17 protein-coding genes are annotated in these 21,809 nt (G+C 68.0%); 16 read left to right on the top strand and 1 reads right to left on the bottom strand.

Translation table 11 applies throughout. From position 1 onward, the window contains the following. Window positions 1-3 precede the first annotated feature (3 nt). Together ODI_RS14180 and ODI_RS14175 are read left to right on the top strand one after the other, a co-directional pair. The gene (locus ODI_RS14180; RefSeq protein ID WP_067751560.1) at window positions 4-861 is read left to right on the top strand and encodes an ABC transporter permease; all 858 of its coding nucleotides are present in this window, start codon (window positions 4-6) and stop codon (window positions 859-861) included. After that, window positions 858-2,129 carry a quaternary amine ABC transporter ATP-binding protein gene (locus tag ODI_RS14175; RefSeq protein ID WP_067751557.1) on the top strand — a complete coding sequence of 424 codons (1,272 nt, stop codon included), beginning with the start codon at window positions 858-860 and terminating at the stop codon, window positions 2,127-2,129. The genes ODI_RS14180 and ODI_RS14175 overlap by 4 nt, the downstream gene beginning before the upstream one ends. A 96-nt stretch (window positions 2,130-2,225) precedes the next feature. Here ODI_RS14175 and ODI_RS14170 read toward each other — a convergent pair whose 3' ends face one another. Continuing rightward, window positions 2,226-3,227, bottom strand: a complete 1,002-nt coding sequence (locus tag ODI_RS14170) for an LLM class flavin-dependent oxidoreductase (RefSeq protein ID WP_067751554.1) — start codon at window positions 3,225-3,227, stop codon at window positions 2,226-2,228. A 198-nt stretch (window positions 3,228-3,425) separates the two neighbouring features. On the opposite strand from ODI_RS14170, the gene bktB reads away from it, so the two are divergent. The 14 genes from bktB to ODI_RS14100 all read left to right on the top strand — a co-directional run bounded on the left by bktB (window position 3,426) and on the right by ODI_RS14100 (window position 21,801). Continuing rightward, window positions 3,426-4,607 carry a beta-ketothiolase BktB gene (gene bktB, locus ODI_RS14165; RefSeq protein ID WP_067751551.1) on the top strand — a complete coding sequence of 394 codons (1,182 nt, stop codon included), beginning with the start codon at window positions 3,426-3,428 and terminating at the stop codon, window positions 4,605-4,607. A gap of 1 nt (window position 4,608) precedes the next feature. Further along, window positions 4,609-5,388 carry a class I SAM-dependent methyltransferase gene (locus ODI_RS14160; RefSeq protein ID WP_067751548.1) on the top strand — a complete coding sequence of 260 codons (780 nt, stop codon included), beginning with the start codon at window positions 4,609-4,611 and terminating at the stop codon, window positions 5,386-5,388. Between the two features lie 231 nt (window positions 5,389-5,619). Continuing rightward, window positions 5,620-6,417: an enoyl-CoA hydratase/isomerase family protein gene (locus ODI_RS14155; RefSeq protein ID WP_067751545.1), complete on the top strand. Its 798-nt coding sequence runs from the start codon at window positions 5,620-5,622 to the stop codon at window positions 6,415-6,417. 1 nt (window position 6,418) lies between these two features. Continuing rightward, window positions 6,419-7,954: a malonate--CoA ligase gene (locus ODI_RS14150; protein WP_067751542.1), complete on the top strand. Its 1,536-nt coding sequence runs from the start codon at window positions 6,419-6,421 to the stop codon at window positions 7,952-7,954. Window positions 7,955-8,176: 222 nt separating this feature from the next. Next, on the top strand, window positions 8,177-9,148 hold the full coding sequence (locus ODI_RS14145; protein WP_067751943.1) for a Bug family tripartite tricarboxylate transporter substrate binding protein: 972 nt from the start codon (window positions 8,177-8,179) through the stop codon (window positions 9,146-9,148). A 359-nt stretch (window positions 9,149-9,507) separates the two neighbouring features. Continuing rightward, a complete protein-coding gene (locus ODI_RS14140) occupies window positions 9,508-10,746 on the top strand; it encodes an efflux RND transporter periplasmic adaptor subunit (RefSeq protein ID WP_067751539.1) in 1,239 nt (412 codons plus the stop codon). Window positions 10,747-10,803: 57 nt separating this feature from the next. After that, window positions 10,804-14,022: an efflux RND transporter permease subunit gene (locus ODI_RS14135; RefSeq protein ID WP_067751536.1), complete on the top strand. Its 3,219-nt coding sequence runs from the start codon at window positions 10,804-10,806 to the stop codon at window positions 14,020-14,022. After that, complete coding sequence (locus tag ODI_RS14130) at window positions 14,019-15,563, top strand: efflux transporter outer membrane subunit (protein ID WP_067751533.1); 1,545 nt, start codon at window positions 14,019-14,021, stop codon at window positions 15,561-15,563. Before ODI_RS14135 ends, ODI_RS14130 begins: the two co-directional genes overlap by 4 nt. Window positions 15,564-15,660: 97 nt before the next feature. Continuing rightward, a complete protein-coding gene (locus ODI_RS14125) occupies window positions 15,661-16,404 on the top strand; it encodes a pyridoxine 5'-phosphate synthase (protein WP_067751530.1) in 744 nt (247 codons plus the stop codon). A 44-nt stretch (window positions 16,405-16,448) separates the two neighbouring features. Continuing rightward, window positions 16,449-16,895: a holo-ACP synthase gene (gene acpS / locus ODI_RS14120; protein WP_067751527.1), complete on the top strand. Its 447-nt coding sequence runs from the start codon at window positions 16,449-16,451 to the stop codon at window positions 16,893-16,895. Between the two features lie 5 nt (window positions 16,896-16,900). After that, window positions 16,901-17,977 carry a beta-N-acetylhexosaminidase gene (gene nagZ, locus ODI_RS14115; RefSeq protein ID WP_067751940.1) on the top strand — a complete coding sequence of 359 codons (1,077 nt, stop codon included), beginning with the start codon at window positions 16,901-16,903 and terminating at the stop codon, window positions 17,975-17,977. Between the two features lie 45 nt (window positions 17,978-18,022). Then, on the top strand, window positions 18,023-19,852 hold the full coding sequence (gene uvrC / locus ODI_RS14110; RefSeq protein ID WP_067751524.1) for an excinuclease ABC subunit UvrC: 1,830 nt from the start codon (window positions 18,023-18,025) through the stop codon (window positions 19,850-19,852). 79 nt (window positions 19,853-19,931) lie between these two features. Further along, on the top strand, window positions 19,932-20,504 hold the full coding sequence (gene pgsA, locus ODI_RS14105; protein ID WP_067751521.1) for a CDP-diacylglycerol--glycerol-3-phosphate 3-phosphatidyltransferase: 573 nt from the start codon (window positions 19,932-19,934) through the stop codon (window positions 20,502-20,504). A gap of 4 nt (window positions 20,505-20,508) precedes the next feature. Next, on the top strand, window positions 20,509-21,801 hold the full coding sequence (locus tag ODI_RS14100; protein WP_067751518.1) for an MFS transporter: 1,293 nt from the start codon (window positions 20,509-20,511) through the stop codon (window positions 21,799-21,801). Window positions 21,802-21,809: the final 8 nt, after the last annotated feature.

Below are 21,809 nucleotides of genomic sequence, written 5' to 3'. Positions count from 1 at the left end.
TCCATGTTTCCCGAAATCATTCCCGCGCGCGAGGTACGGCGCGCGATCGACGGTTTCGTCGATCACCTCGTCACAAACTACGCCGAGACGCTCGAGACGCTCTCGCGTCCCATCCTCAACATGTTGGTCTGGCTGGAGCAACTGCTGCGCGGCGCGCCCTGGTGGTCCGTCGTGCTCGTCGTGGTCGTGCTGGCCTGGCTGGTCAGCCGCCGCGTGGTCTTCAGCGTGGCCATGGGCGGCCTGCTGTGCGTGCTTGGCCTGCTGGGCCTGTGGGACGCCGGCATGCAGACCCTGTCGCTGATGCTGATGGCCGCGGGCCTGTCGGTGGTCATCGGCATTCCGCTCGGCATCCTCATGGCGCGCGCCGACTGGCTGCGCTCCATCCTGCTGCCGGTGCTGGACGTCATGCAGACCATGCCCAGCTTCGTCTACCTGATTCCCGTGGTGATGCTGTTCGGCCTGGGCAAGATTCCTGCGCTGATCGCAACCGTGATCTATGCCGTGCCGCCGCTCATCCGCCTGACCGACCTGGGCATCCGGCTGGTCGACCGCGAAGTGCTCGAGGCTTCCCGCGCCTTTGGCGCGAACTCGCGCCAGCAGCTCTTCGGCGTGCAATTGCCCTTGGCCCTGCCCAACATCATGGCTGGCCTGAACCAGACCACGATGATGGCGCTGTCGATGGTGGTGATCGCCTCGATGATCGGCGCGCGCGGCCTGGGCTATGAAGTGCTGCTGGGCATCAACCGCCTGGAGGTGGGCCGCGGCGTGGTGGCGGGCCTGGGCATCGTCGTGCTGGCGGTGCTGTTCGACCGCATCACGCAATCCTATGGGCAACGCATGCGCAAGGGAGGCACGCGATGAGCAAGATCGAAGTCAAGAACATCTACAAGATCTTCGGCGCGCACCCGAAGAAGTGGCTGGAAGCCGCCCAGCAGGGCATCAGCAAGGACGAGCTGCTGGCGCGCAGCGGCCACACGCTGGGCCTGCGCGACATCAGCCTGTCCATCGACGAAGGCAGCATCTACGTCATCATGGGCCTGTCGGGCTCGGGCAAGTCGACGCTGATCCGCCATTTCAACCGCCTCATCGAGCCGAGCGCCGGCCAGATCCTGGTCGACGGCGTCGATGTCGTCACGCTGGGCAAGCGCGAGCTGGAGGCTTTCCGCCAACGCAAGATGAGCATGGTGTTCCAGCGCTTTGGCCTGATGCCGCACCGCACGGTGCTGGAGAACGCGGCCTATGGCCTGGCGATCCAGGGCGTGGGCAAGGAGGAGCGCGAGCAGCGCGCGCGCCAGTGGCTGGAGCAGGTGGGGCTGTCGGGGTTCGAGAAGCAGTATCCGCATCAGTTGTCCGGCGGCATGCAGCAGCGCGTGGGCCTGGCCCGGGCACTGGCCACCGATGCCGAGATCCTGCTGATGGATGAAGCCTTCTCGGCGCTGGATCCGTTGATCCGCCGCGAGATGCAGGATCACCTGCTGCAGTTGCAGGCCAAGCTGAACAAGACCATCGTCTTCATCACGCATGACCTGGACGAGGCCTTGCGCCTGGGCAACCGCATCGCCATCCTGAAGGACGGCGAACTGGTGCAGGAGGGCACGCCCGAGGACATCCTGCTGAATCCGGCCAATGACTATGTCCAGGCCTTCCTGCAGGACGTGAACCGGGGCAAGGTGCTGAACGCGACGCACGCCGTCAATCCGCCCCGGCTGACGCTGACCATGCGTTCGCGTCCGGCGCACGCGCTGGAGCGCATGCAGGCCCTGCGCTACGAATACGCGCCGGTGCTGGATGGCAAGCGCCTGGCCGGCATGCTGACCGTGGATGCCGCCCGCCAGGCGGCGGGCAGCGGCGATCGGGACGTGTCGGGCTACATCGACGAGATTTCGTCGGTGCCCGCCGCCACGGGGCTCGATGAAATCCTGGCGCGCCTGCTGCACAGCGACCAGCCGCTGGCGGTGACGGGCGAGAACGACGAGTTCATCGGCATGCTGTCGCGCCGCAAGGTGGTGGAGCTGGTGACGCCGCCGGCGATCGAGCCCTCGGCGGACAGTGCGGCGGGCCAGAGTGGTCCGGCCGCCGCCGAACCTGCAAGCGTCGAATTCGCAGAGCCGCCGGCAAAGGCGTCGTGAGCTAAGGGCGAGGCTTGCGGCAAGCGCTGCTGTCAAGCGCTTGCGGCAACACAAAGGCCCCCGTCGCGGGACGGGGGCCTTGTCGTTCGCGCGGCCTCAGGCGTGCAGCGCGTCGCGCGCCTGCGCGGCCAGTTCGAAGGAGCGCATGCGCGAGGCGTGGTCGTAGATCTGCGCGGTGATCATCAGTTCGTCGACGCCGGTGCGTTCGATGAATGCCCGCAATCCTTCGCGAACGGTGTCCGGGCCGCCCACGACGGCACAGGCGAGCGACTGCTGCACACTGGCCTTTTCATGCGGCGCCCACAGTTCCTCGATGTCCGGCACCGGCGGCGGCAACTGGCCGCGCCGGTTGCGGCGCATGTTCAGGAACTGCTGCTGCAGCGAGGTGAAGAGCACGGCGGCCTCGCTGTCGGTGGCGGCGGCGATGACGTTCACGCCCGCCATGACGTGCGGCTTCTGCAGCGCGGCCGAGGGGCGGAAGTGCTGGCGATAGATGTTGATGGCGGGCAGCAACTGATCGGGCGCGAAGTGCGAGGCGAACGCATACGGCAGCCCCAGGTGCGCGGCCAGCTGGGCGCCGAAGAGGCTGGAACCCAGGATCCAGATGGGCACGTTCAGGCCCATGCCCGGCACGGCCTTGACGGCGGGCGCGGGGTCGACGGGCTGGAAGTAGTGCTGCAGCTCGATCACGTCCTGCGGGAAATCGTCCGACGTTTCCATGCGTTCGCGGCGCAGGGCGCGCGCGGTGAGCTGGTCCGTGCCCGGCGCGCGGCCCAGGCCCAGGTCGATGCGGCCCGGATACAGCGATTCCAGCGTGCCGAACTGCTCGGCGATGACCAGCGGTGAATGGTTGGGCAGCATGATGCCGCCCGCGCCCACGCGGATGCTGCGGGTGGCACCGGCCACGTGGCCGATGACCACCGCCGTGGCGGCGCTGGCGATGCCGGTCATGTTGTGGTGTTCGGCCAGCCAGTAGCGCTGGTAGCCCAGTGCTTCGGCCTGGCGCGCCAGGTCCACGGTGTTGCGAAAGGCGGTGGCGGCGTCGCTGCCCAGCACGATGGGTGACAGGTCGAGGACGGAAAACGCGACGTTCGGCATGGCGGGTCCATTTCGGAGTGTTCGTTCTGAAATTATAGGCAGGCCTGATGCCCGTCATCCGGAACGACCCCGCATGCCACTGGGGTATACGCCGGTTCGGTATCATGGCTGCATCGTGCCGCGGGCCGGAAATGGCGCCGGCACACACCGACGATGCCGCGCTGCCTGCGCGGCCTTGCCACCAGACAGGAGACAGCTGTGAAAGACGTGGTCATCGTAAGCGCCGCCCGCACCGCCGTGGGCGATTTCGGCGGCGCGCTCAAGGACGTGGCGCCTTGCGACCTGGGCGCCACCGTCATCCAGGCGGTGCTGGCGCGCGCGGGCGTGGGCGGCGCCGAAGTGGGTCACGTGGCGGTGGGTCACGTCATCAATACCGAGCCGCGCGACATGTACCTGTCGCGGGTGGCCGCGCTGAACGCCGGGGTGTCGCAGGAAACGCCCGCCTTCAACGTGAACCGGCTGTGCGGCTCCGGCCTGCAGGCCATCGTGTCGGCGGCGCAGACGATCCTGCTCGGCGATGCCGAGGTGGCCGTGGCCGCCGGCGCGGAAAGCATGAGCCGCGCGCCGTACATCGTGCCGACGCAGCGCTGGGGCGCGCGCATGGGCGATGCCGCCATGCTGGACATGATGACGGGCGCCTTGTCGGATCCCTTCGATCGCGTGCACATGGGCGTGACCGCGGAGAACGTCGCGGCGCGCTACCAGGTCTCGCGCGATGCGCAGGATGCGCTGGCGGTCGAGTCGCATCGCCGGGCCGCCGCCGCCATCGATGCGGGCCATTTCAAGGACCAGATCGTGCCTGTCACGATCAAGAGCCGCAAGGGCGACATCGTGTTCGATACCGACGAACACGTGCGCCGCGACATCAGCGTGCAAGGCCTGGCCGGCCTGCGGCCGGTGTTCCAGAAGGAGAACGGCACGGTCACCGCCGGCAATGCCTCGGGCCTGAACGATGGCGCCGCGGCGGTGCTGCTCATGACCCGCGCACAGGCCGAGCGGCGCGGCCTGAAGCCGCTGGCGCGCCTGGTGTCCTATGCCCACGCGGGCGTGGATCCGAAATACATGGGCATCGGCCCGGTGCCTGCCACGCGCGCCGCCCTGGCGCGCGCCGGGCTCACGGTCGACCAGCTCGACGTGGTCGAGGCCAACGAGGCCTTTGCCGCGCAGGCCTGCGCCGTCACCCGCGAGCTGACGCTGGATCCCACGCGCGTCAATCCCAACGGCAGCGGCATCGCGCTGGGCCATCCCATCGGCGCCACCGGCGCCATCATCACGGTCAAGGCCCTGTACGAGCTGCAGCGTGTCGGCGGGCGCTACGCGCTGGTCACCATGTGCATAGGCGGAGGGCAGGGCATTGCCGCGGTTTTCGAACGAGTCTGATATGTCGACGAAAGGACGCGCGGCACAAGCGCGCGAGCATGACGAGGTGACGCTGTCCGAAGGCGATGGCATCCGTTACCTGCATTTCGCCACCGAGTGGGTGCAGGGCGCGATGCGCATCGCCAAGCCGGACGAGCTGGTGCTGGAGTACACGCGCCAGATGATGGCCTGGCTGCTTTTTCTCGAGCCGCCGCGCGAGGCCAGTATCGGGCAGCTGGGCCTGGGGGCGGGCGCGCTCACGCGCTTCTGCCTGAAGCACACCGCCAGCCCGCTGGCCGTGGTGGAGTGGAATCCGCAGGTCACCATGGCCTGCCACCTGTTCTTCAAGCTGCCCGCGCCCTTGCGGCTGGTCATCGACCACGGCGATGCCGCGGCGTGGGTGGCCGATCCGGTCCGCTACGGGCACTGCCCGGTGCTGATGGTCGATCTCTATGACGCCCAGGCACAGGGACCCGTGCGTGATTCGGTCGAGTTCTATGCCAATTGCCGCCGCGTGCTGGGCGACGTGGGCGTCATGACCGTGAACCTGTTCGGCAAGCACGAGAGCTTTCCGCACAACATCGCCAACCTGCGCGAGGCCTTCGACGGCCGGGTGGCCTTGCTGCCGCAGATCGACGCGGGCAACCAGATCGTGCTCGCGTTCTCGGGGCCCTCGCTGGAGGTGGAGGCCGCCACGCTGCTGGCACGCGCCGAGGATGTCGAGGCGCGCTATGGCTTGCCGGCCAGGCGCTGGGCGCGTGCGCTCATCGGGGGCAAGCGCGGGGAGCCGCTGCGGTTCTAGCCCCGGTGGCCTCACCCGGAAAATACTTCAAGGGAAGGGTAATTCCGTAGCTGGCAGGCGGCTGAAAGCCTTGCGGCCTGCTGGCGCGCTCACCATAATCCCTGGACAGTGGGATGGAGGACAGGCGGTGGCCTGGAATTCGTCCTGGGACTATCCGAATCCGGGAGACACCCGCCGAACGCCTGCGCCGGGCGGCCGGCGCGTCGCAGGCCCGTCAGCCAGGAGACCTTCATGAGTCAGGCGCAACAGGCAGGGCAGGTCCTGCTTGAAACCAAGGCCCATATCGCATGGGTGACCTTGAGCCACCCGGGCAAGCTCAACGCCCTCAGCGCCGGGATGTGGCGCCAGATCCAGGACATCTTCACGACGCTGTCGCAGGACACGGACCTGCGTGCCGTGGTGCTGCGCGGCGAGGGCGGCAACTTCGCCGCCGGCGCAGACATCAGCGAGTTCCCGCGCCTGCGCGCCGATTTCGAGGGCGTCTTCAACTATCACACGCGCATCATCGCGCCGGCCTTGCGTGCCGTGGCCGAGTGCCCGCACCCGGTGCTGGCGCAGATCGAGGGCGTGTGCGTGGGGGGCGGCCTGGAAGTGGCCAGCCAGTGCGACCTGCGCATCGCGGGCGCCTCGGCGCGCTTCGGCGTGCCCATCAGCCGCCTGGGCTTCTCGATGGCGCCGCACGAAATGCGCGGCCTGCTTGCCTTGGCAGGCCGCTCCGTGACGCTGGAGATCCTCTACGAAGGACGGATCTTCGAGGCCGCGGAAGCGAAGGACAAAGGCCTGCTGAACCGCGTGGTGCCCGATGAACAGGTGCACGAGGAAGTGGCCCGCAGCCTTGCCCGCATCACGCGGGGCGCGCCGCTGGCCGCGCGGTTGAACAAACAGACGGCGCGCCTGCTGTCGCCCGAGCCGGCGGCCTTGTCCGAAGCGGAGTTGCGGGCGGCGTTCGCGTACGCCGACAGCCGTGACCACCAAGAAGGGGTGCGCGCGTTTCTTGCAGGCGAGGAGCCTGTTTTCAAGGGAGTGTGAGTTGGGCAGCAACGAGAACCTGTACGCCGTCCTGGAGCGCGGCTTTCCAAAAGACCGCAGCAGCGTGGCCATCGAGACGCCGACGCTGCACTACACCTGGGACGACATCGACCGCGCCAGTGCCTGCCTGGCGAATTTCCTGGCCGCGCTGGACCTGCCGCCCGGCGCGCGGGTGGCCGTGCAGGTTGAAAAATCGCCGGAAGCGCTGTTGCTGTACCTGGCGACCTTGCGCGCGGGCCTGGTGTATCTGCCGCTGAACACGGCCTATCGCGAAGCCGAAGTGGCTTATTTCCTGGAGAACGCGGCGCCAGGCCTGGTGGTCTGCGCCAGCAAGAACCTCGATTGGGTCAGCGAAGCCGCGCGCCGCGCCGGCACGCGTTATGTGCACACGCTGGACGACGACCGGACGGGCAGCCTGCTGGAGGCAGCCGGATCGTTGCCGCAGACCTTCCACACGGTGCCGCGCCGCCCTGAAGACCTGGCCGCCATCCTGTACACCTCGGGCACCACGGGACGCAGCAAGGGCGCCATGCTGAGCCATGGCAATCTTTCGTCCAACGCCCGCGTGCTGCACCAATACTGGGGCTGGTCGCAGGACGACGTGCTGCTGCACATGCTGCCCATCTTCCACGTGCATGGCCTGTTCGTCGCCTCGCACGGCGCGCTGCTGGCCGGCGCAAGGATGCTCTGGGCGCCGAAGCTGGACGCCGACCTGGCCTTGAAGTGGCTGCCGCGCGCCACGGTGATGATGGGCGTGCCCACCTACTACGTGCGCCTGCTGTCCGACCCGCGCTTCGGCCGCGAGCATTGCGCCAACATGCGGCTGTTCATCTCGGGCTCGGCGCCGCTGCTGCGCGAGACCTTCGACGATTTCCGCGCGCGCAGCGGCCACACGATCCTGGAACGCTACGGCATGAGCGAGACCATCATGCTGACTTCCAATCCCTATCGGCCCGAGTCGGCCCGACTGGGCGGCACCGTGGGCAAGCCCTTGCCCGGTGTGTCCTTGCGCATCACCGATGACCAGGACCAGCCGCTGGGGCCGGACGCCATCGGCCACGTGCAGGTCAAGGGCGATGGCGTGTTCTCGGGCTATTGGTGCATGCCCGAGAAGAATCGCGAGGAATTCACGCTGGATGGCTGGTTCCGCACGGGCGACATGGGGCGCTGGGGCGGCGAGGCGGGCGGGGCGGTGGTGCCCGACGATTACCTCTCCATCGTCGGGCGCAACAAGGACCTCATCATCTCGGGCGGCTACAACGTCTATCCCAAGGAGATCGAGGGCGTGCTGGATGACCTGCCGGGCGTGGACGAGTCCGCGGTGATCGGCGTTCCGCATCCCGATTTCGGCGAGGCCGTGGTGGCCGTCGTCGTGGCCAAGCCCGGCGCCGCACTGGATGCGCAGGCGCTGGCCGATACCCTGCGCGGGCGCATCGCGAATTTCAAGGTGCCCAAGCAGATCCACCTGGTGGAGACCTTGCCGCGCAATGCCATGGGCAAGGTCCAGAAGAACGTCCTGCGGGACACCTACCGGTAGACAGGCCGGCAGGATCCCGTCCCATCTTCACCCGACAAGGAGGACACGCGACACGATGGCGCGCCGGATCAGCGGCGCGAGCAGGAACGATGCAGCACTGAAGTGGATTTCCTAGAACAAAGATGCCCCGGTGTGCCGCGGGCCATGCTGACACTGCCCGGCGAGGCAGGCGGCCAGCCCGAGGACCCCGATGGCCAGAACATCACCCTCGAGGAGACAACGATGAAGACAGGAATCTTGACTGCAGCGATCGCCCTGACAGGCATGGTGGGGGGCATCGCGCCCGCCGCCGCGGCCTGGCCGGAGCGCCCCATCACCATCGTCGTGCCCTTTCCGGCAGGCGGCGGCACGGACACCTATGCGCGGCCCCTGGCGCAGCAGCTCACGGCTCAGCTGGGGCAGGCCGTCGTGGTCGACAACAAGGGCGGCGCGGGCGGCACCGTGGGCGCCTCCGTGGCCGCCAAGGCCCAGCCCGACGGCTATACCTTCTTCATGGGCGGGGCGCACCACGCGGTGGCGCCGGCGCTCTACAAGAACTTGACCTACGACATCAAGAAAAGCTTCGTGCCGGTGGCGCTGCTGGCCGAGCCGCCGCAGGTGATCGTCGTCAACGAGAAGAAGCTGCCGGTGAAGACGCTGAAGGAGCTGGTCGATTACGCGAAGGCCAATCCGGGCAAGATCAACTACGGCTCGGCGGGCAAGGGCAGCACCCACCACCTGGCGGGAGAACTCTTCCTCATCCAGAGCAAGGTCGAGATGGTGGATGTGCCCTTCCAGGGAGCGGGGCCGATGCTGACGGCGCTCATCGGCGGACAGGTCGACATGGCCTACGATGGGCTGGGTTCCTCCGCGGGACATATCCGCGCCGGTTCCATCAAGCCGCTCGCCGTGGCATCCAAGACCCGTTCGCCGACGCTGCCCGACGTGCCGACCGCGGCCGAGGCAGGTTATCCGGATTACGTGGTGTCGACCTGGTATGCGATGTGGGCGCCTGCCGGCACGCCGCCAGCCGTGGTGGAAAAGATGTCGGCCGAACTCGTCAAGGCGCTCAATAGCGACAAAGTGAAGGAAATCTGGAAGAGCAACGGTTCAGAGACCCCGAACATGACGGGCGCCGCTTTCGGTTCCTTCGTCGACAGCGAGATCCAGCGCTGGGCCAAGGTGGTGAGCGATTCCGGCGTCAAGCTGGACTGAGTCCGCCTCATGGCGCACGGCCGTCCGGTGCCCGCCCGGGCGGTCCGTGCGGCCGTATCCGGCTCAGGGTTAACCCCCGTTAATCCCTGATTAATTTCATCCGGGCATCATTGCGTCTTTCGTCCCGCCGCCGTGCCAGGCTTCGCTGCCTGCGCGGCGCATTCGGTGCTGGTCGGCAACCTTGTCGCATGGCAAGGGTGTTTCAGGTGTAAACCTTTGGTGGAACAGGTTTTTCGCCGATTTTGCGCTGGACGTCATCTATACTCTTCCGGGTTTTCCCCATGCCGATTTCCCTGGCGTCTCGTCCCGACGTTTCCCAGTCACTGCACGGCGCTTCGCGTCCTGATCAGAGAGTCTCCATGCGCTTCCTTTCTTCGTTCACACCGAGAACCACCACCCTTGCTCTGGCACTTGCCGCGTCCCTGGCGCTGGCGGGTTGCAAGGAGCAGCCGCAGATGAACCCGGGCATGCCCGAGGTCAGCGTGGTGACGGTGCAGCCCCAACGCGCGCCCGTGGTGACCGAACTCCCGGGCCGCATCGACGCCGTGCGCAATGCCGAAGTCCGCGCACGCGTGACCGGCATCGTGCAGAAGATCGAATTCGAGCAGGGCGGCGACGTCAAGAAGGGCCAGCGTCTTTTCAAGATCGATCCGGCGCCCATGAAGGCCGCCTATGACCAGGCTGCCGCGCAGTTGAAGCAGGCGCAGGCTGATCTGTACACGGCCCGCCAGCTGGCCAACCGCTACGAGCCGCTGGTGAAGGCCAACGCCGTCAGCAAGCAGGAATACGACAACGCCGTGGGGTCCGCCCGCCAGGCCGATGCGGCGGTCGCCGCCGCGCGCGCCGCGCTGGACAATGCCAAGATCAACCTGAACTACACCGACGTCGATTCGCCCATCGATGGCCGCATCGGCAAGCCGCTGGTGACCGAAGGCGCGCTGGTCGAGGCTGGCACTGCCACGCAGATGGCGCTGGTGCAGCAGCTGAACCCGGTCTATGTCGACTTCAACCAGTCGACCGCCGATCTCGCGCAACTGCGCCGCGCGTTCGCCGAAGGCCAGTTGCAGAAGATCGGCGCGGACGCCGCGCGCGTGACGGTGGTGCTGGACGACGGCACCGAGTACGCGCATCCGGGCAAGCTGCTTTTCACCGGCATGTCGGTGGACCCTGGCACCGGCCAGGTCAATGTGCGTGCCGAGGTCGAGAACCCCGACGATATCCTGCTGCCCGGCATGTTCGTGCGCGTGCGCTTCGAGCAGGGCGTGAACGAGAAAGCGTTGCTGGTGCCGCAACAGGCGCTGCAGCGCACGCCTGACGGCCGCCAGAGCCTGATGGTGCTGCGTGACGGCAAGGTGGCGCAGATTTCGGTGGTGACGGGTCCCGTCGTGGGCGCGCGCACCATCATCTCGCAGGGGCTGAATCCTGGCGACCAGGTCGTCGTGGAGGGTTTCCAGAAGATCCGTCCCGGCGCGCCTGCCAAACCCACCGAATGGCAGCCGAAAGGCGAGCAGCAAGGCCAACAACCCGGCCAGCAACCTGGCCAGGCGCCCGGCGCGCAGCCGAGCCAGGCCGAGCAGCCGCCCAAGCAGTCGTCGTAAGCCTTGGGGGCGGATCGCCCCCGGGTTTCGTGAGCCTCTCTATCCGAGTCCGCCCTCATGCCGCAATTTTTCATCGATAGACCAATCTTTGCCTGGGTGGTCGCCCTGTTCATCACGCTGGCTGGCCTGCTGGCGATACCGAACATGCCGGTCGCCCAGTATCCGGACGTGGCGCCGCCCGCGATCCAGATCACGGCCACCTATCCGGGCGCGTCCGCCGAGGACGTGGCCGAGCAGGTCACCAGCATCATCGAGAACGAGCTGAACGGCGCCAAGGGCCTGCTGTACTACGAATCGGTCAGCGATTCGAATGGCCAGGCGCAGATCACCGTGACCTTCCGTCCCGGCACCGATCCCGACATGGCGCAGGTCGACGTGCAGAACCGCGTGTCGAACATCTCCGCGCAACTGCCTACCGCGGTCACCCAGCAGGGCCTGACTTTCGAGCAGACCAGCGCGGGCTTCCTGATGATCGGGGCGGTGTCGTCGGTCGATGGGTCCATGGACCAGATCGCGCTGGCCGACTACATCACCCGCAATATCAAGAACCCGGTGTCCCGGGTGCCCGGCGTGGGCCGGTTCCAGCTGTTCGCCGCGCCACGCGCGATGCGCATCTGGGTCGATCCGAACAAGCTGGTGGCCTACAACCTCAGCATGGCCGACGTGAACCAGGCCATCTCGCAGCAGAACGCCCAGATTCCGGCCGGCCAATTGGGCGCGCCGCCCAACCTGGACGCCACGCGCACGACTGCCACGGTCATGGTCAACGGCCAGCTGAGTTCCGTCGACGCCTTCGGCGCCGTGGTGCTGCGCGCCAACCAGGATGGCTCGATGGTGCGGCTGCGCGATGTCGCGCGCGTCGAGGTCGGCGCCGACAACTACCAGTTCGGCGCGCGCCTGAACGGCCAGCCGACCGCGGCGTTCGCCATCGTGCTGGCGCCCAACGCCAACGCACTGGCCACGGCGCAAGGGGTGCGCGACCAGATGGAGGAGCTGTCCGCGTTCTTCCCGGGCGGCGTCGAGTACAGCATTCCCTATGACACCGCGCCTTACGTGCAGGTGTCCATCGAGCAGGTGCTCCACACGCTGGCGGAGGCCATGGTGCTGGTGTTCCTGGTGATGTACCTGTTCCTGCAGAACGTGCGCTACACGATCATTCCCACGCTGGTGGTGCCGGTGGCGCTGCTGGGCGCGCTGGGGGTCATGCTGGCGCTGGGCTTCTCCATCAACGTGCTGACCATGTTCGCCATGGTGCTGGCCATCGGGATCCTGGTGGACGACGCCATCGTGGTGGTGGAGAACGTCGAGCGGATCATGGTGGAGGATGGCCTTTCCCCACGGGAAGCCACGGCCAAGGCGATGCCGCAGATCAGCGGCGCCATCGTCGGCATCACGCTGGTGCTGACCTCGGTGTTCCTGCCGCTGGCCTTCATGGGGGGCTCCGTGGGCGTGATCTATCGCCAGTTTTCGGTGGCGATGGCCGTGTCCATCATGTTCTCCGGCTTCCTGGCGCTGACGTTCACGCCCGCGCTGTGCGTGACGCTGCTCAAGGCCATCCCGAAGGGGCACCATGAGCAGAAGAAGGGCTTCTTCGGCTGGTTCAACCGCAAGTTCGAGGCGGGCACGAATCGCTACCAGAACGTGGTGTCCCGTCTCGTGCACCGGTCCGGCCGCATGATGATCATCTATCTGATCCTGGTGATCGCGCTGGGCTGGCTGTATTTCCGCCTGCCCACCTCGTTCCTGCCGGAGGAAGACCAGGGCTACACCATCACCAACATCGAATTGCCGTCGGGCTCGTCGGCGAACCGCACGATGGAGGTGATCGAGGATGTCGAGAAGTACTTCATGGACCTTCCGACCACCGAGAACGTGATCTCGGTGCGGGGGTTCAGCTTCAACGGCAGCGGCCTGAACGCGGCGCTGATCTTCGCGCCGATGAAGGATTTCTCCGAGCGCAAGGGCGAGGGTGGCTCGGCGCAGGCCGTCTCCTTCGGCGCCATGCAGAAGCTGCTGATGGGCACCCGCGACGCCATGGTGATCACGGTGATCCCGCCCGCCATCTCGTCGCTGGGCAACGCGTCGGGCTTCGACTTCCGCCTGCAGGATCGGGGCGGCGCGGGCGCCGAGGCGCTGGCGCAGGCCACGGCCGACCTGATGGGCCTGGCGATGAAGAGCGACGTGCTGGGCGATATCCGCATCACCGGCCTGGGACCGGGCCAGCAGCTGAGCCTGACGATCGACCGCGAGAAGGCTGCCGCGCTGGGCGTGGACTTCAACGAGGCCGCCACGCTGCTGTCGACCTCGGTGGGTTCGGCCTTCCTGGGCAAGTTCCCCAACCTGGGGTGGATGCAGAACGTCTGGGTGCAGGCCGACGCGGCCTACCGCATGGACCTGAAGGACGTGCTGCGCCTGAACGCCCGCAATGCGCAGGGCAACATGGTTCCCCTGTCTTCCTTCGTCAGCTACGAGTGGGGCGAGGGTCCGTCGCAGGTGGTGCGCTACAACAGCTATCCCTCGATGCGCCTGGAAGGCGGCGCCGCGCCGGGTTATTCCTCGGGTGCCGCCATGGCCGAGATGGAACGCCTGATGCAGCAGATGCCCCCGGGCTTCGGCTACGAGTGGAACGGCCTGTCCTACCAGGAAAAGCAGGCGGGCGACCAGGCGCTGATCCTGATGGGGCTGGCGATGCTGGTGGTGTTCATGGTGCTGGCCGCGCTGTACGAGAGCTGGGCCATTCCGCTGTCGGTGATGCTGGTGGTGCCGCTGGGCATGCTGGGCGCCGTGGGCCTGGTGACCCTCACGGGCATGAGCAACGACGTGTACTTCCAGGTGGGGATGGTGACCGTGATCGGCCTGGCGGCCAAGAACGCGATCCTGATCATCGAGTTCGCGAAGGATGCCTATGCGCGTGGCGCCGGTCTGTATGAAGCCGCCATCGAGGCAGCACGCCTGCGCCTGCGTCCCATCCTGATGACCTCGCTGGCGTTCATCCTGGGCGTGGTGCCGCTGGTCCTGGCCAGCGGCGCGGGCGCCGCCAGCCAGAACGCCGTGGGAGTGGGCGTGATTGGCGGGATGCTGGCCGCCACGCCGTTTTCGGTTATCTTTGTGCCGGTGTTTTTCGTCGCGGTGCTGGGTCTCTTCAAGACCAAGCCCCGCCTGCTGGGCGCCGAGGCCAAGGCCCACGCGCAGGAGCAGGCAGAGAAGCAACGCTTGGAAGCGGCCCAGCAGGGCGGCGACCAGAAGAATCATCCTGATCATGAGGGCAAGGCATGAAAAGCCTGACCATTTCCCGCCTCTGGGTGTCCGTGGTGGCGGCAGCGACGCTGGCCGGCTGCTCGCTGGCGCCCGACTACAAGCGCCCCGACGCGCCCATTGCAGCCAACTGGCCCGACCAGCCCTTGCTGGACGAGGACGCAGCCAGCGGCAAGACCGGCACGCAGGCCGCCACGGCGGTGGCGCCCGAGCAGGGCATCCCGGCCGCGGACATCGGCTGGCGCGAGTTCTTCCACGACCAGCGTCTGCAGAAGCTGATCGAACTGTCGCTGGTGAACAACCGCGACATGCGGATTGCCGTCCAGCGTATCGAAGAAGCGCGTGCGCTTTATGGCCAACAGCGCGGCGAGCAATTCCCGAGCATCGGCGTGGGTGTCCAGGGCACGCGCCAGCGCCTGCCCGAGGCGCTGCGCCAGCCCGGACAGGACGCCGTCACGGCCCAGTACCAGGGCGGCCTGGCCCTCACCGCGTTCGAGATCGATCTGTTCGGCCGCCTGCGCAACCTGTCGGAAGCCGCGCGCCAGCAATACCTCCAAAGCGAGCAGGCACGCCGTTCGGTGCAGATCAACCTGGTGGGCCAGGTCGCGCAGGCGTATTTCTCGCTGCGCGCGGCCGATACCCAGCTGGACCTGGTGCGCCGCACCCTGGAATCGCGCCAGTCGTCTTTCGACCTGGTCAACAGCCGCTTTGAAGGCGGCGTGGCGTCCGAGCTGGAGCTCAACCAGTCGCGCACGCTGCTGAACACGGCCACCTCCAACCTGGCACAGTTCACGCGTGAACGTGCCCAGGCGGTCAACCTGCTGGTGGTGCTGATCGGCCAGCAACTGCCCAGCGACCTGCCCGAAGCCCTGCCTTTCGGCAGCGAGCAGCTGGTGGCCACGGTGCCTGCCGGTTTGCCGTCCGACTTGCTGGCGCGCCGCCCCGACATTCTCGGCGCTGAAAACGCGCTGCAGGCCGCCAATGCGAATATCGGCGCGGCGCGTGCGGCGTTCTTCCCCACGATCTCGCTGACGGGCCAACTGGGCAGCGCCAGTGGCTCGCTGTCGAACCTGTTCGAAGGTGGCACCGGTTTCTGGAGCTTCTCGCCCCAGATCGCCGCGCCGCTTTTCGCCGGCGGCAGCCTGCGCGCGGGCGTGGACCTGGCGCGCGCACGCGAGAACATCGCCGTGTCGCAATACGAACAGGCGATCCAGCAAGCCTTCCGTGAAGTGTCCGACGCGCTGGCCGGCGAGGCCACCTATGGTGCGCAGCTGACGGCGCTGCGCGCGCTGGAGGCGTCGTCGGCGCGCACGGTGGAGCTCTCCAACCTGCGTTACGAAGGCGGCATCGACGACTTCCTGCAGGTGCAGACTGCCCAGGTCGAGTACTTCAATGCCCAGCAGTCGCTGGTGCAGACCGGCCTGCAGTCGCTGATCAACCGCACCGAGCTGTACAAGGCGCTGGGCGGCGGCTGGGTCGAGACCTCGATCCCGCAGGCCCAAGCGCAGCCGGGCATCCCGGTGGCCAACGCCAGCGGACAGGGTGGCACGTCCGCCCAGTAAGCCGGCCGGATACTGCTACCATGCGCAATGGCGCACACGGCAACGTGTGCGCCATTCCTCTTTTTGCCGCAACAACAGTATCCATAAAGACAAGACCATGATCGATCTGGGCGTGAACATCGACCACGTGGCCACGCTGCGCCAGCAGCGCCACACCGCGTATCCCGACCCCATCCAGGCTGCGTTGCGCGCCGAGGAAGCCGGCGCGGACCTCATCACGCTGCACCTGCGCGAAGACCGGCGCCACATCCAGGACGCCGACGTGCACGCCTTGCGCCCCCTGCTGCGCACCCGCATGAACCTGGAGTGCGCGGTCACGCCCGAGATGCTGGATATCGCCTGCCAGGTGCGTCCGCAGGACGTCTGCCTGGTGCCTGAAAAACGCAGCGAACTCACCACCGAGGGCGGCCTGGACGTGCTGGGCGCGCAGGCCGCGGTGAACGATGCCGTGGCCCGCCTGCATGACGCGGGCATCCGGGTGTCGCTCTTCATCGACCCCGAGCCCGCGCAACTGGAAGCCGCCGCACGCACGGGCGCCCAGGTGGTGGAGTTGCACACGGGCGCCTATGCGGAGGCCACCGATGTGGCGGCCGCCCAGGCGGAAATCGAACGCGTGCGCCGGGCCGTCGCCGCGGGCATTTCCTTGGGTCTGCGGGTGAATGCCGGCCATGGCCTGCACTACGGCAACGTCCAGGCCATCGCGGCGCTGGACGGCCTGGCGGAACTGAACATCGGGCACGCCATCGTCGCCCAGGCCATCTTCGATGGCTGGGAGAAGGCCGTGCGCGACATGAAGGCGCTGATGGTCACCGCCCGCGTGGGGCAGGGCGCCGGCCGCTGAGCGGCTGTCGTCCGAACCCAGCCCCAACCCGAACCGACCTCGCCATGACGACACCCGCCGCCACGCCGGACCTGCCCACGCCGCCGAATGCCATCGCCGGCATCGGCCTGGACCTCCTGAAGACCGAGCGCGTCGTGCGCGCGCTGTCGCGCCACGGCGACCGCTTTGCGCGCAAGATCCTGGGCGAAGACGAGTTGCGCGTCTTCGAGGCACGCCGTCAGCGTGACCCCGCGCGCGGCGTGCGCTACCTGGCGACGCGCTTCTGCGCCAAGGAGGCGTTCTCCAAGGCCATCGGCCTGGGCATGCATCACCCCATGTGGTGGACGCGCATGCAGACGCTGAACGCGCCCGGCGGGCGCCCCGTGGTGGTGCTGTCGGGCGAGTTGAAGGCCTGGTACGAGGCGCGTTACGGCGCGGCCCATGTTTCCCTGACCGATGAGTCCGACCTGGCCGCCGCGTACGTCGTGGTGGAAACACTGAAACGAGAGTGATGCCCATGCCCCGCCACACCCGCTCCGACGCCTCCGCCACCCGCCTGCCGCCCGGTCCGGTCATGGTCGACGTGGCCGGCCCCACGCTCACGCGCGAGGAAGCGCGCCGCCTGCGCCATCCGCTGGTGGGCGGGGTGATTCTCTTTGCCCGCAACTTCACCGACCGCAAGACGCTGCGCGCCTTGTGCGCGGACATCCATGCCGCGCGCGACGAACCGCTGCTCATCGGCGTGGATCATGAGGGCGGACGGGTGCAGCGTTTTCGCACCGATGGCTTCACGCATCTGCCGCCGATGCGGGCGCTGGGCGAGGCCTGGGACCGCGATCCGCTGGACGCCATGCGTCTGGCGACCGACGCGGGCTACGTGCTGGCCGCCGAGTTGCGCGCCTGCGGCGTGGACCTGAGTTTCACGCCGGTGCTGGACCTGGACGTCGGCGTGAGCGGCGTGATCGGCACCCGGTCGCTGCATCGCGATCCACGCGTGGTGGCCATGCTGGCCCGCGCGCTGGCCCAGGGGCTGGCGCAAGCCGGCATGGCGGCTTGCGGCAAGCATTTTCCCGGCCATGGCCATGTGGCGGCCGACTCCCATCATGCGGTGCCGGTGGACCGGCGCAGCCTGAAAACCATCCTGGCCGAAGACGCCGCGCCTTACGGCTGGCTGGGCGATGCCGTGCTGCCGGCCGTCATGCCGGCCCACGTCATCTATCCCAAGGTCGATGCTCGCCCGGCGGGCTTTTCGCCGCGCTGGGTCGGCGAGATCCTGCGCGGCCAGTTGGGCTACCAGGGCGTGGTGTTCTCGGACGACCTGACGATGGAAGGCGCTGCGGTCGCCGGCGACATCACGGCGCGCGCCATCGCGGCCTTGCAGGCGGGCTGCGACATGGTGCTGGTCTGCAACCGGCCCGACCTGGCCGACACGGTGCTGGCCACCTTGTCGCATGCGCAGGATGCCGAGTCCGTCGCCCGCATCCGCCGCCTGATGCCGCAGGTGCCGGCCCTGCGCTGGAAGGCCTTGCAGGCTGAAGGCCGCTACCAGCGCGCCCGTGCCGCGCTGTCCCCCATCCTGCCGCAACCGGCCTGATCCTGGCGTGCCGGGCGGCATGCGCCGCCCGGCTACACTTGCGGCATGTCCGACACGCCTTTCGACATCAAGGATTTCCTGTCCCGCCTGCCGCACCTGCCGGGCGTGTATCGTCACATCGACGCGGCCGGCGAGGTGCTGTACGTCGGCAAGGCGCGGGACCTGAAAAAGCGGGTCTCCTCGTATTTCCAGAAGACGTCCAGCAGTCCCCGCATCGCGCACATGGTGGCGCGCGTGGTCCGGCTGGAGGTCACGGTCACGCGTTCCGAGGCCGAGGCGCTGATCCTCGAGAACAACCTCATCAAGAGCCTGCGTCCGCGCTACAACATCCTGTTCCGCGACGACAAGTCCTATCCCTATCTGCAGATCACGGCGCACGCTACGCCGCGCATCGCCTATTACCGTGGCTCGACCAGCCGGCCCGGCCAGTTCTTCGGCCCTTACCCCAACGCCTGGGCGGTGCGCGAAACGATCCAGATCCTGCAGAAGGTGTTCCGCCTGCGCACCTGCGAAGACACGGTGTTCGCCAACCGCTCGCGTCCCTGTCTGCTGTTCCAGATCGGGCGCTGCTCGGGTCCTTGCGTGGGCGAGATCGACCCCGAGGACTATGCACGCGACGTCGACCGCGCCTCGCGTTTCCTGAACGGGCAGACCCGGGAGGTCATGGGCGACATCGAGACGCGCATGCTGCAGGCCTCGACCGAATTGCGCTTCGAGGAGGCCGCCGCCCTGCGTGACCAGATGGGCGCCTTGTCACGGGTCTTGCACCAGCAGACCATGGAAGAGACCGATGGCGAGGACACCGACGTGATCGCGGTGGCCAGCGCCGGCGGCAAGGTCTGCGTGAACCTGGCGATGGTGCGTGGCGGACGCCACCTGGGCGACAAGCCTTTCTTCCCGACGCACACCGATGGCGACCAGCCGGCCGACGTGCTGGCGGCCTTCATGGCACAGCACTACCTGGACAGCGCCCTGCCCAGTGTGGTGGTCTGTTCGCATGCCTTGCCCGACCCGGCGCTCATCGACCTGCTGGCCGAGCACGCCGGCACCCGCTCGCGGGTGCTGACGCGTCCCCAAGGCGTGCGCCGGGCATGGCTGGACCAGGCGCTCAGCAACGCCGAACTGGCGTTGACCCGCGCGCTGTCGGAGTCCGGTGCGCGCGCCGCACGCACCCTGGCCCTGGCCGAGACCCTTGAGCTGGACGTGGATGAAGCGGCGCTGGATGCCCTGCGCATCGAGTGCTTCGACATCAGCCACACGGCGGGCGAGGCCACGCAGGCTTCCTGTGTGATCTACGAGCACCACGACATGCAGCCGTCGCTCTATCGCCGCTACAACATCGCCGGCATCACGCCGGGCGATGACTACGCGGCCATGCGGCAGGTGCTGACGCGCCGTTTCGGCCGCGTGGCCGATGGCGAGGCCGTCATGCCCGGCCTCGTGCTGATCGACGGCGGCAAGGGGCAAGTGGAAATTGCCCGCCAGGTGTTCGCCGAACTGGGGCTGGACATCGGCACGCTGGTGGGCGTGGCCAAGGGGGAGGGGCGCAAGGTGGGCCTCGAAACGCTGATCTTTGCCGACGGACGCCCGCCGCGGGCCCTGGGGGGCGAGTCGGCCGCGCTCATGCTGATCGCGCAGATCCGCGACGAGGCGCACCGTTTCGCCATCACCGGCATGCGGGCGCGCCGCGCCAAGGCGCGCAACGTCTCGCGCCTGGAGGAGATCGAGGGCATCGGCGCCCGCCGCCGCCAGCGGCTGCTGACGCGTTTCGGCGGTTTTTCGGGCGTGGCGTCGGCCAGCGTGGCGGACCTGGCGTCCGTGGACGGGATCTCCGACGAGCTGGCCCAGCGCATCCACGACGCCCTGCGAGGCTGAGGAATTTGCGCCACGCCGGGCGCGCGGGCGGCTTCCCGGCGCAACGGGGGGGCAAAGCTGAGGTAGCATACGCCTCACTATGCCGCTGAATATTCCCATCGTCCTGACCTGGCTGCGAATCGCCCTGATTCCGCTGGTGGTCGGGCTGTTTTATCTGCCTGACACGTGGATGGCGCCCGCCACCCGCGACACGCTGGCTGCCATCTGCTTCATCGGTGCCGCGTTGACCGACTGGTTCGATGGCTGGCTGGCCCGGCGCTGGAACCAGACCTCCGCCTTCGGCGCCTTCCTGGATCCCGTCGCCGACAAGCTCATGGTATGCGCCGCGCTGCTGGTGCTGCTGAACCTGGGCCGGGTGGACGCCTTCATCGCGCTCATCATCATCGGCCGCGAAATCACCATTTCCGCCTTGCGCGAGTGGATGGCGCAGATCGGCGCCAGCGCCAGCGTGGCCGTGCACCGCCTGGGCAAGTTCAAGACCGCCGCACAGATGGTCGCGATTCCCTGCCTGCTGTATGACCGACCGATCCTGGGCGTGGATGCGGCCTGGGCCGGCACCCTCCTGATCTGGGTGGCGGGCGTGCTGACGGTGTGGTCGATGCTGTACTACCTGCAACGCGCCTGGCCTGCCATCCGCGACAAGTCGCTCTGATGCCATGACCGCGGCCGCCCTGGACAACACGCTCACCCGCCGCCGCGACTGGCTGACCATCCTGGTCGTCGGCATCGCCCACGCGGGATCGCATTTCTTCCAGCTGGTCATCCCCTCGCTCTACCTGCCGCTGGGCAGGGAGTTCGGCCTGGATTTCGCCCAGCTGGGCCTGCTGGTGTCGGCCTTCTTCGTGACGTCCGGCCTGGGGCAGGCCTCTTCGGGCTTCGTGGTCGACCGCGTGGGCGCCCGTCCCGTGCTGTGGTTCGGCCTGGCCTGTTTCGTGCTCTCCGGCATCCTGCTCGGCACGGCCAATGGCTACACCATGCTGTTCGTGGCCGCCGTCATTGCCGGCGTGGGCAACGCCGTCTTCCATCCCGTCGATTTTTCCATCCTGAACCGCCGCGTCAGCGCGCCGCGCCTGGGCCATGCCTTCAGCGCCCATGGCCTGACCGGCAGCCTGGGCTGGGCGCTGACGCCCGTGTTCATGATCACGCTGACGCAACTGTATGGCTGGCGCGTGGCGGCGTTCGGCGCATCGGCGGTGGTGGGCGCCGTCCTGGTGCTGACCCTCGTCGCGCGCAAGCTGCTGGACGGCGAGATCGCCGAGCAGGACGGCGCCAAGGCGGGCGCGCCCGTGGCCCCGGCCGTGGGGCCGACGACGGTGGCGGGCACGCTCGCCGCCTTGCTGGCCAAGCCGGCCTTGTGGGGCGCCTTCCTGTTCTTCGCCATGAGCTCGATCGCCTTCTCGGCGGTGCAGAACTACACCATTCCCCTGCTGGGCAGCCTGTACGCGCTGTCGGCCGTTGCCGCCAGCTCTGCCTTGTCGGGCTATATGGTGGCGTCGGCCACGGGGATCCTGGCCGGTGGCTTTCTCGTGTCCACGACGCCGCGCACCGAGCGCATCGTGGCCGCGTCCCTGTGCCTGGCGGGCCTCATGCTGGTGCTGCTGGCGCTGGGCGGCGTGCCCGCCTGGCTGGCGGCGCCTGCCGTGGCCTTGGCGGGCTTCTTCTCGGGCCTGGCAGGCCCGTCGCGCGACATGCTGATCCGCCGCGTCACGCCGCGCGGTTCGCTGGGCTCGGTCTACGGCCTGGTGTATTCCGGCATGGATGTCGGCGCGGCCCTGGGCCCGCTGGTGTTCGGCCTGATGCTGGATGCCGGGTGGCGGCACGGCCCGTGGCTGGGCGCGGCGCTGGCCTTCGCGGCGGCGGCGGGCCTGGCGGCGCTGATTGCACGCGCGGCCCGTAGCCAGGAAGCCTCCTCGGCGGCAAGTGCCGCGGCGCCACGGCCAGCCGCTTAGCGTCCGGG

Source organism: Orrella dioscoreae, assembly GCF_900089455.2.
GTDB lineage: Bacteria > Pseudomonadota > Gammaproteobacteria > Burkholderiales > Burkholderiaceae_B > Orrella > Orrella dioscoreae.
Note: the sequence above shows the minus strand (reverse complement) of the source record. Positions and strands in the feature narration are given on the sequence as shown.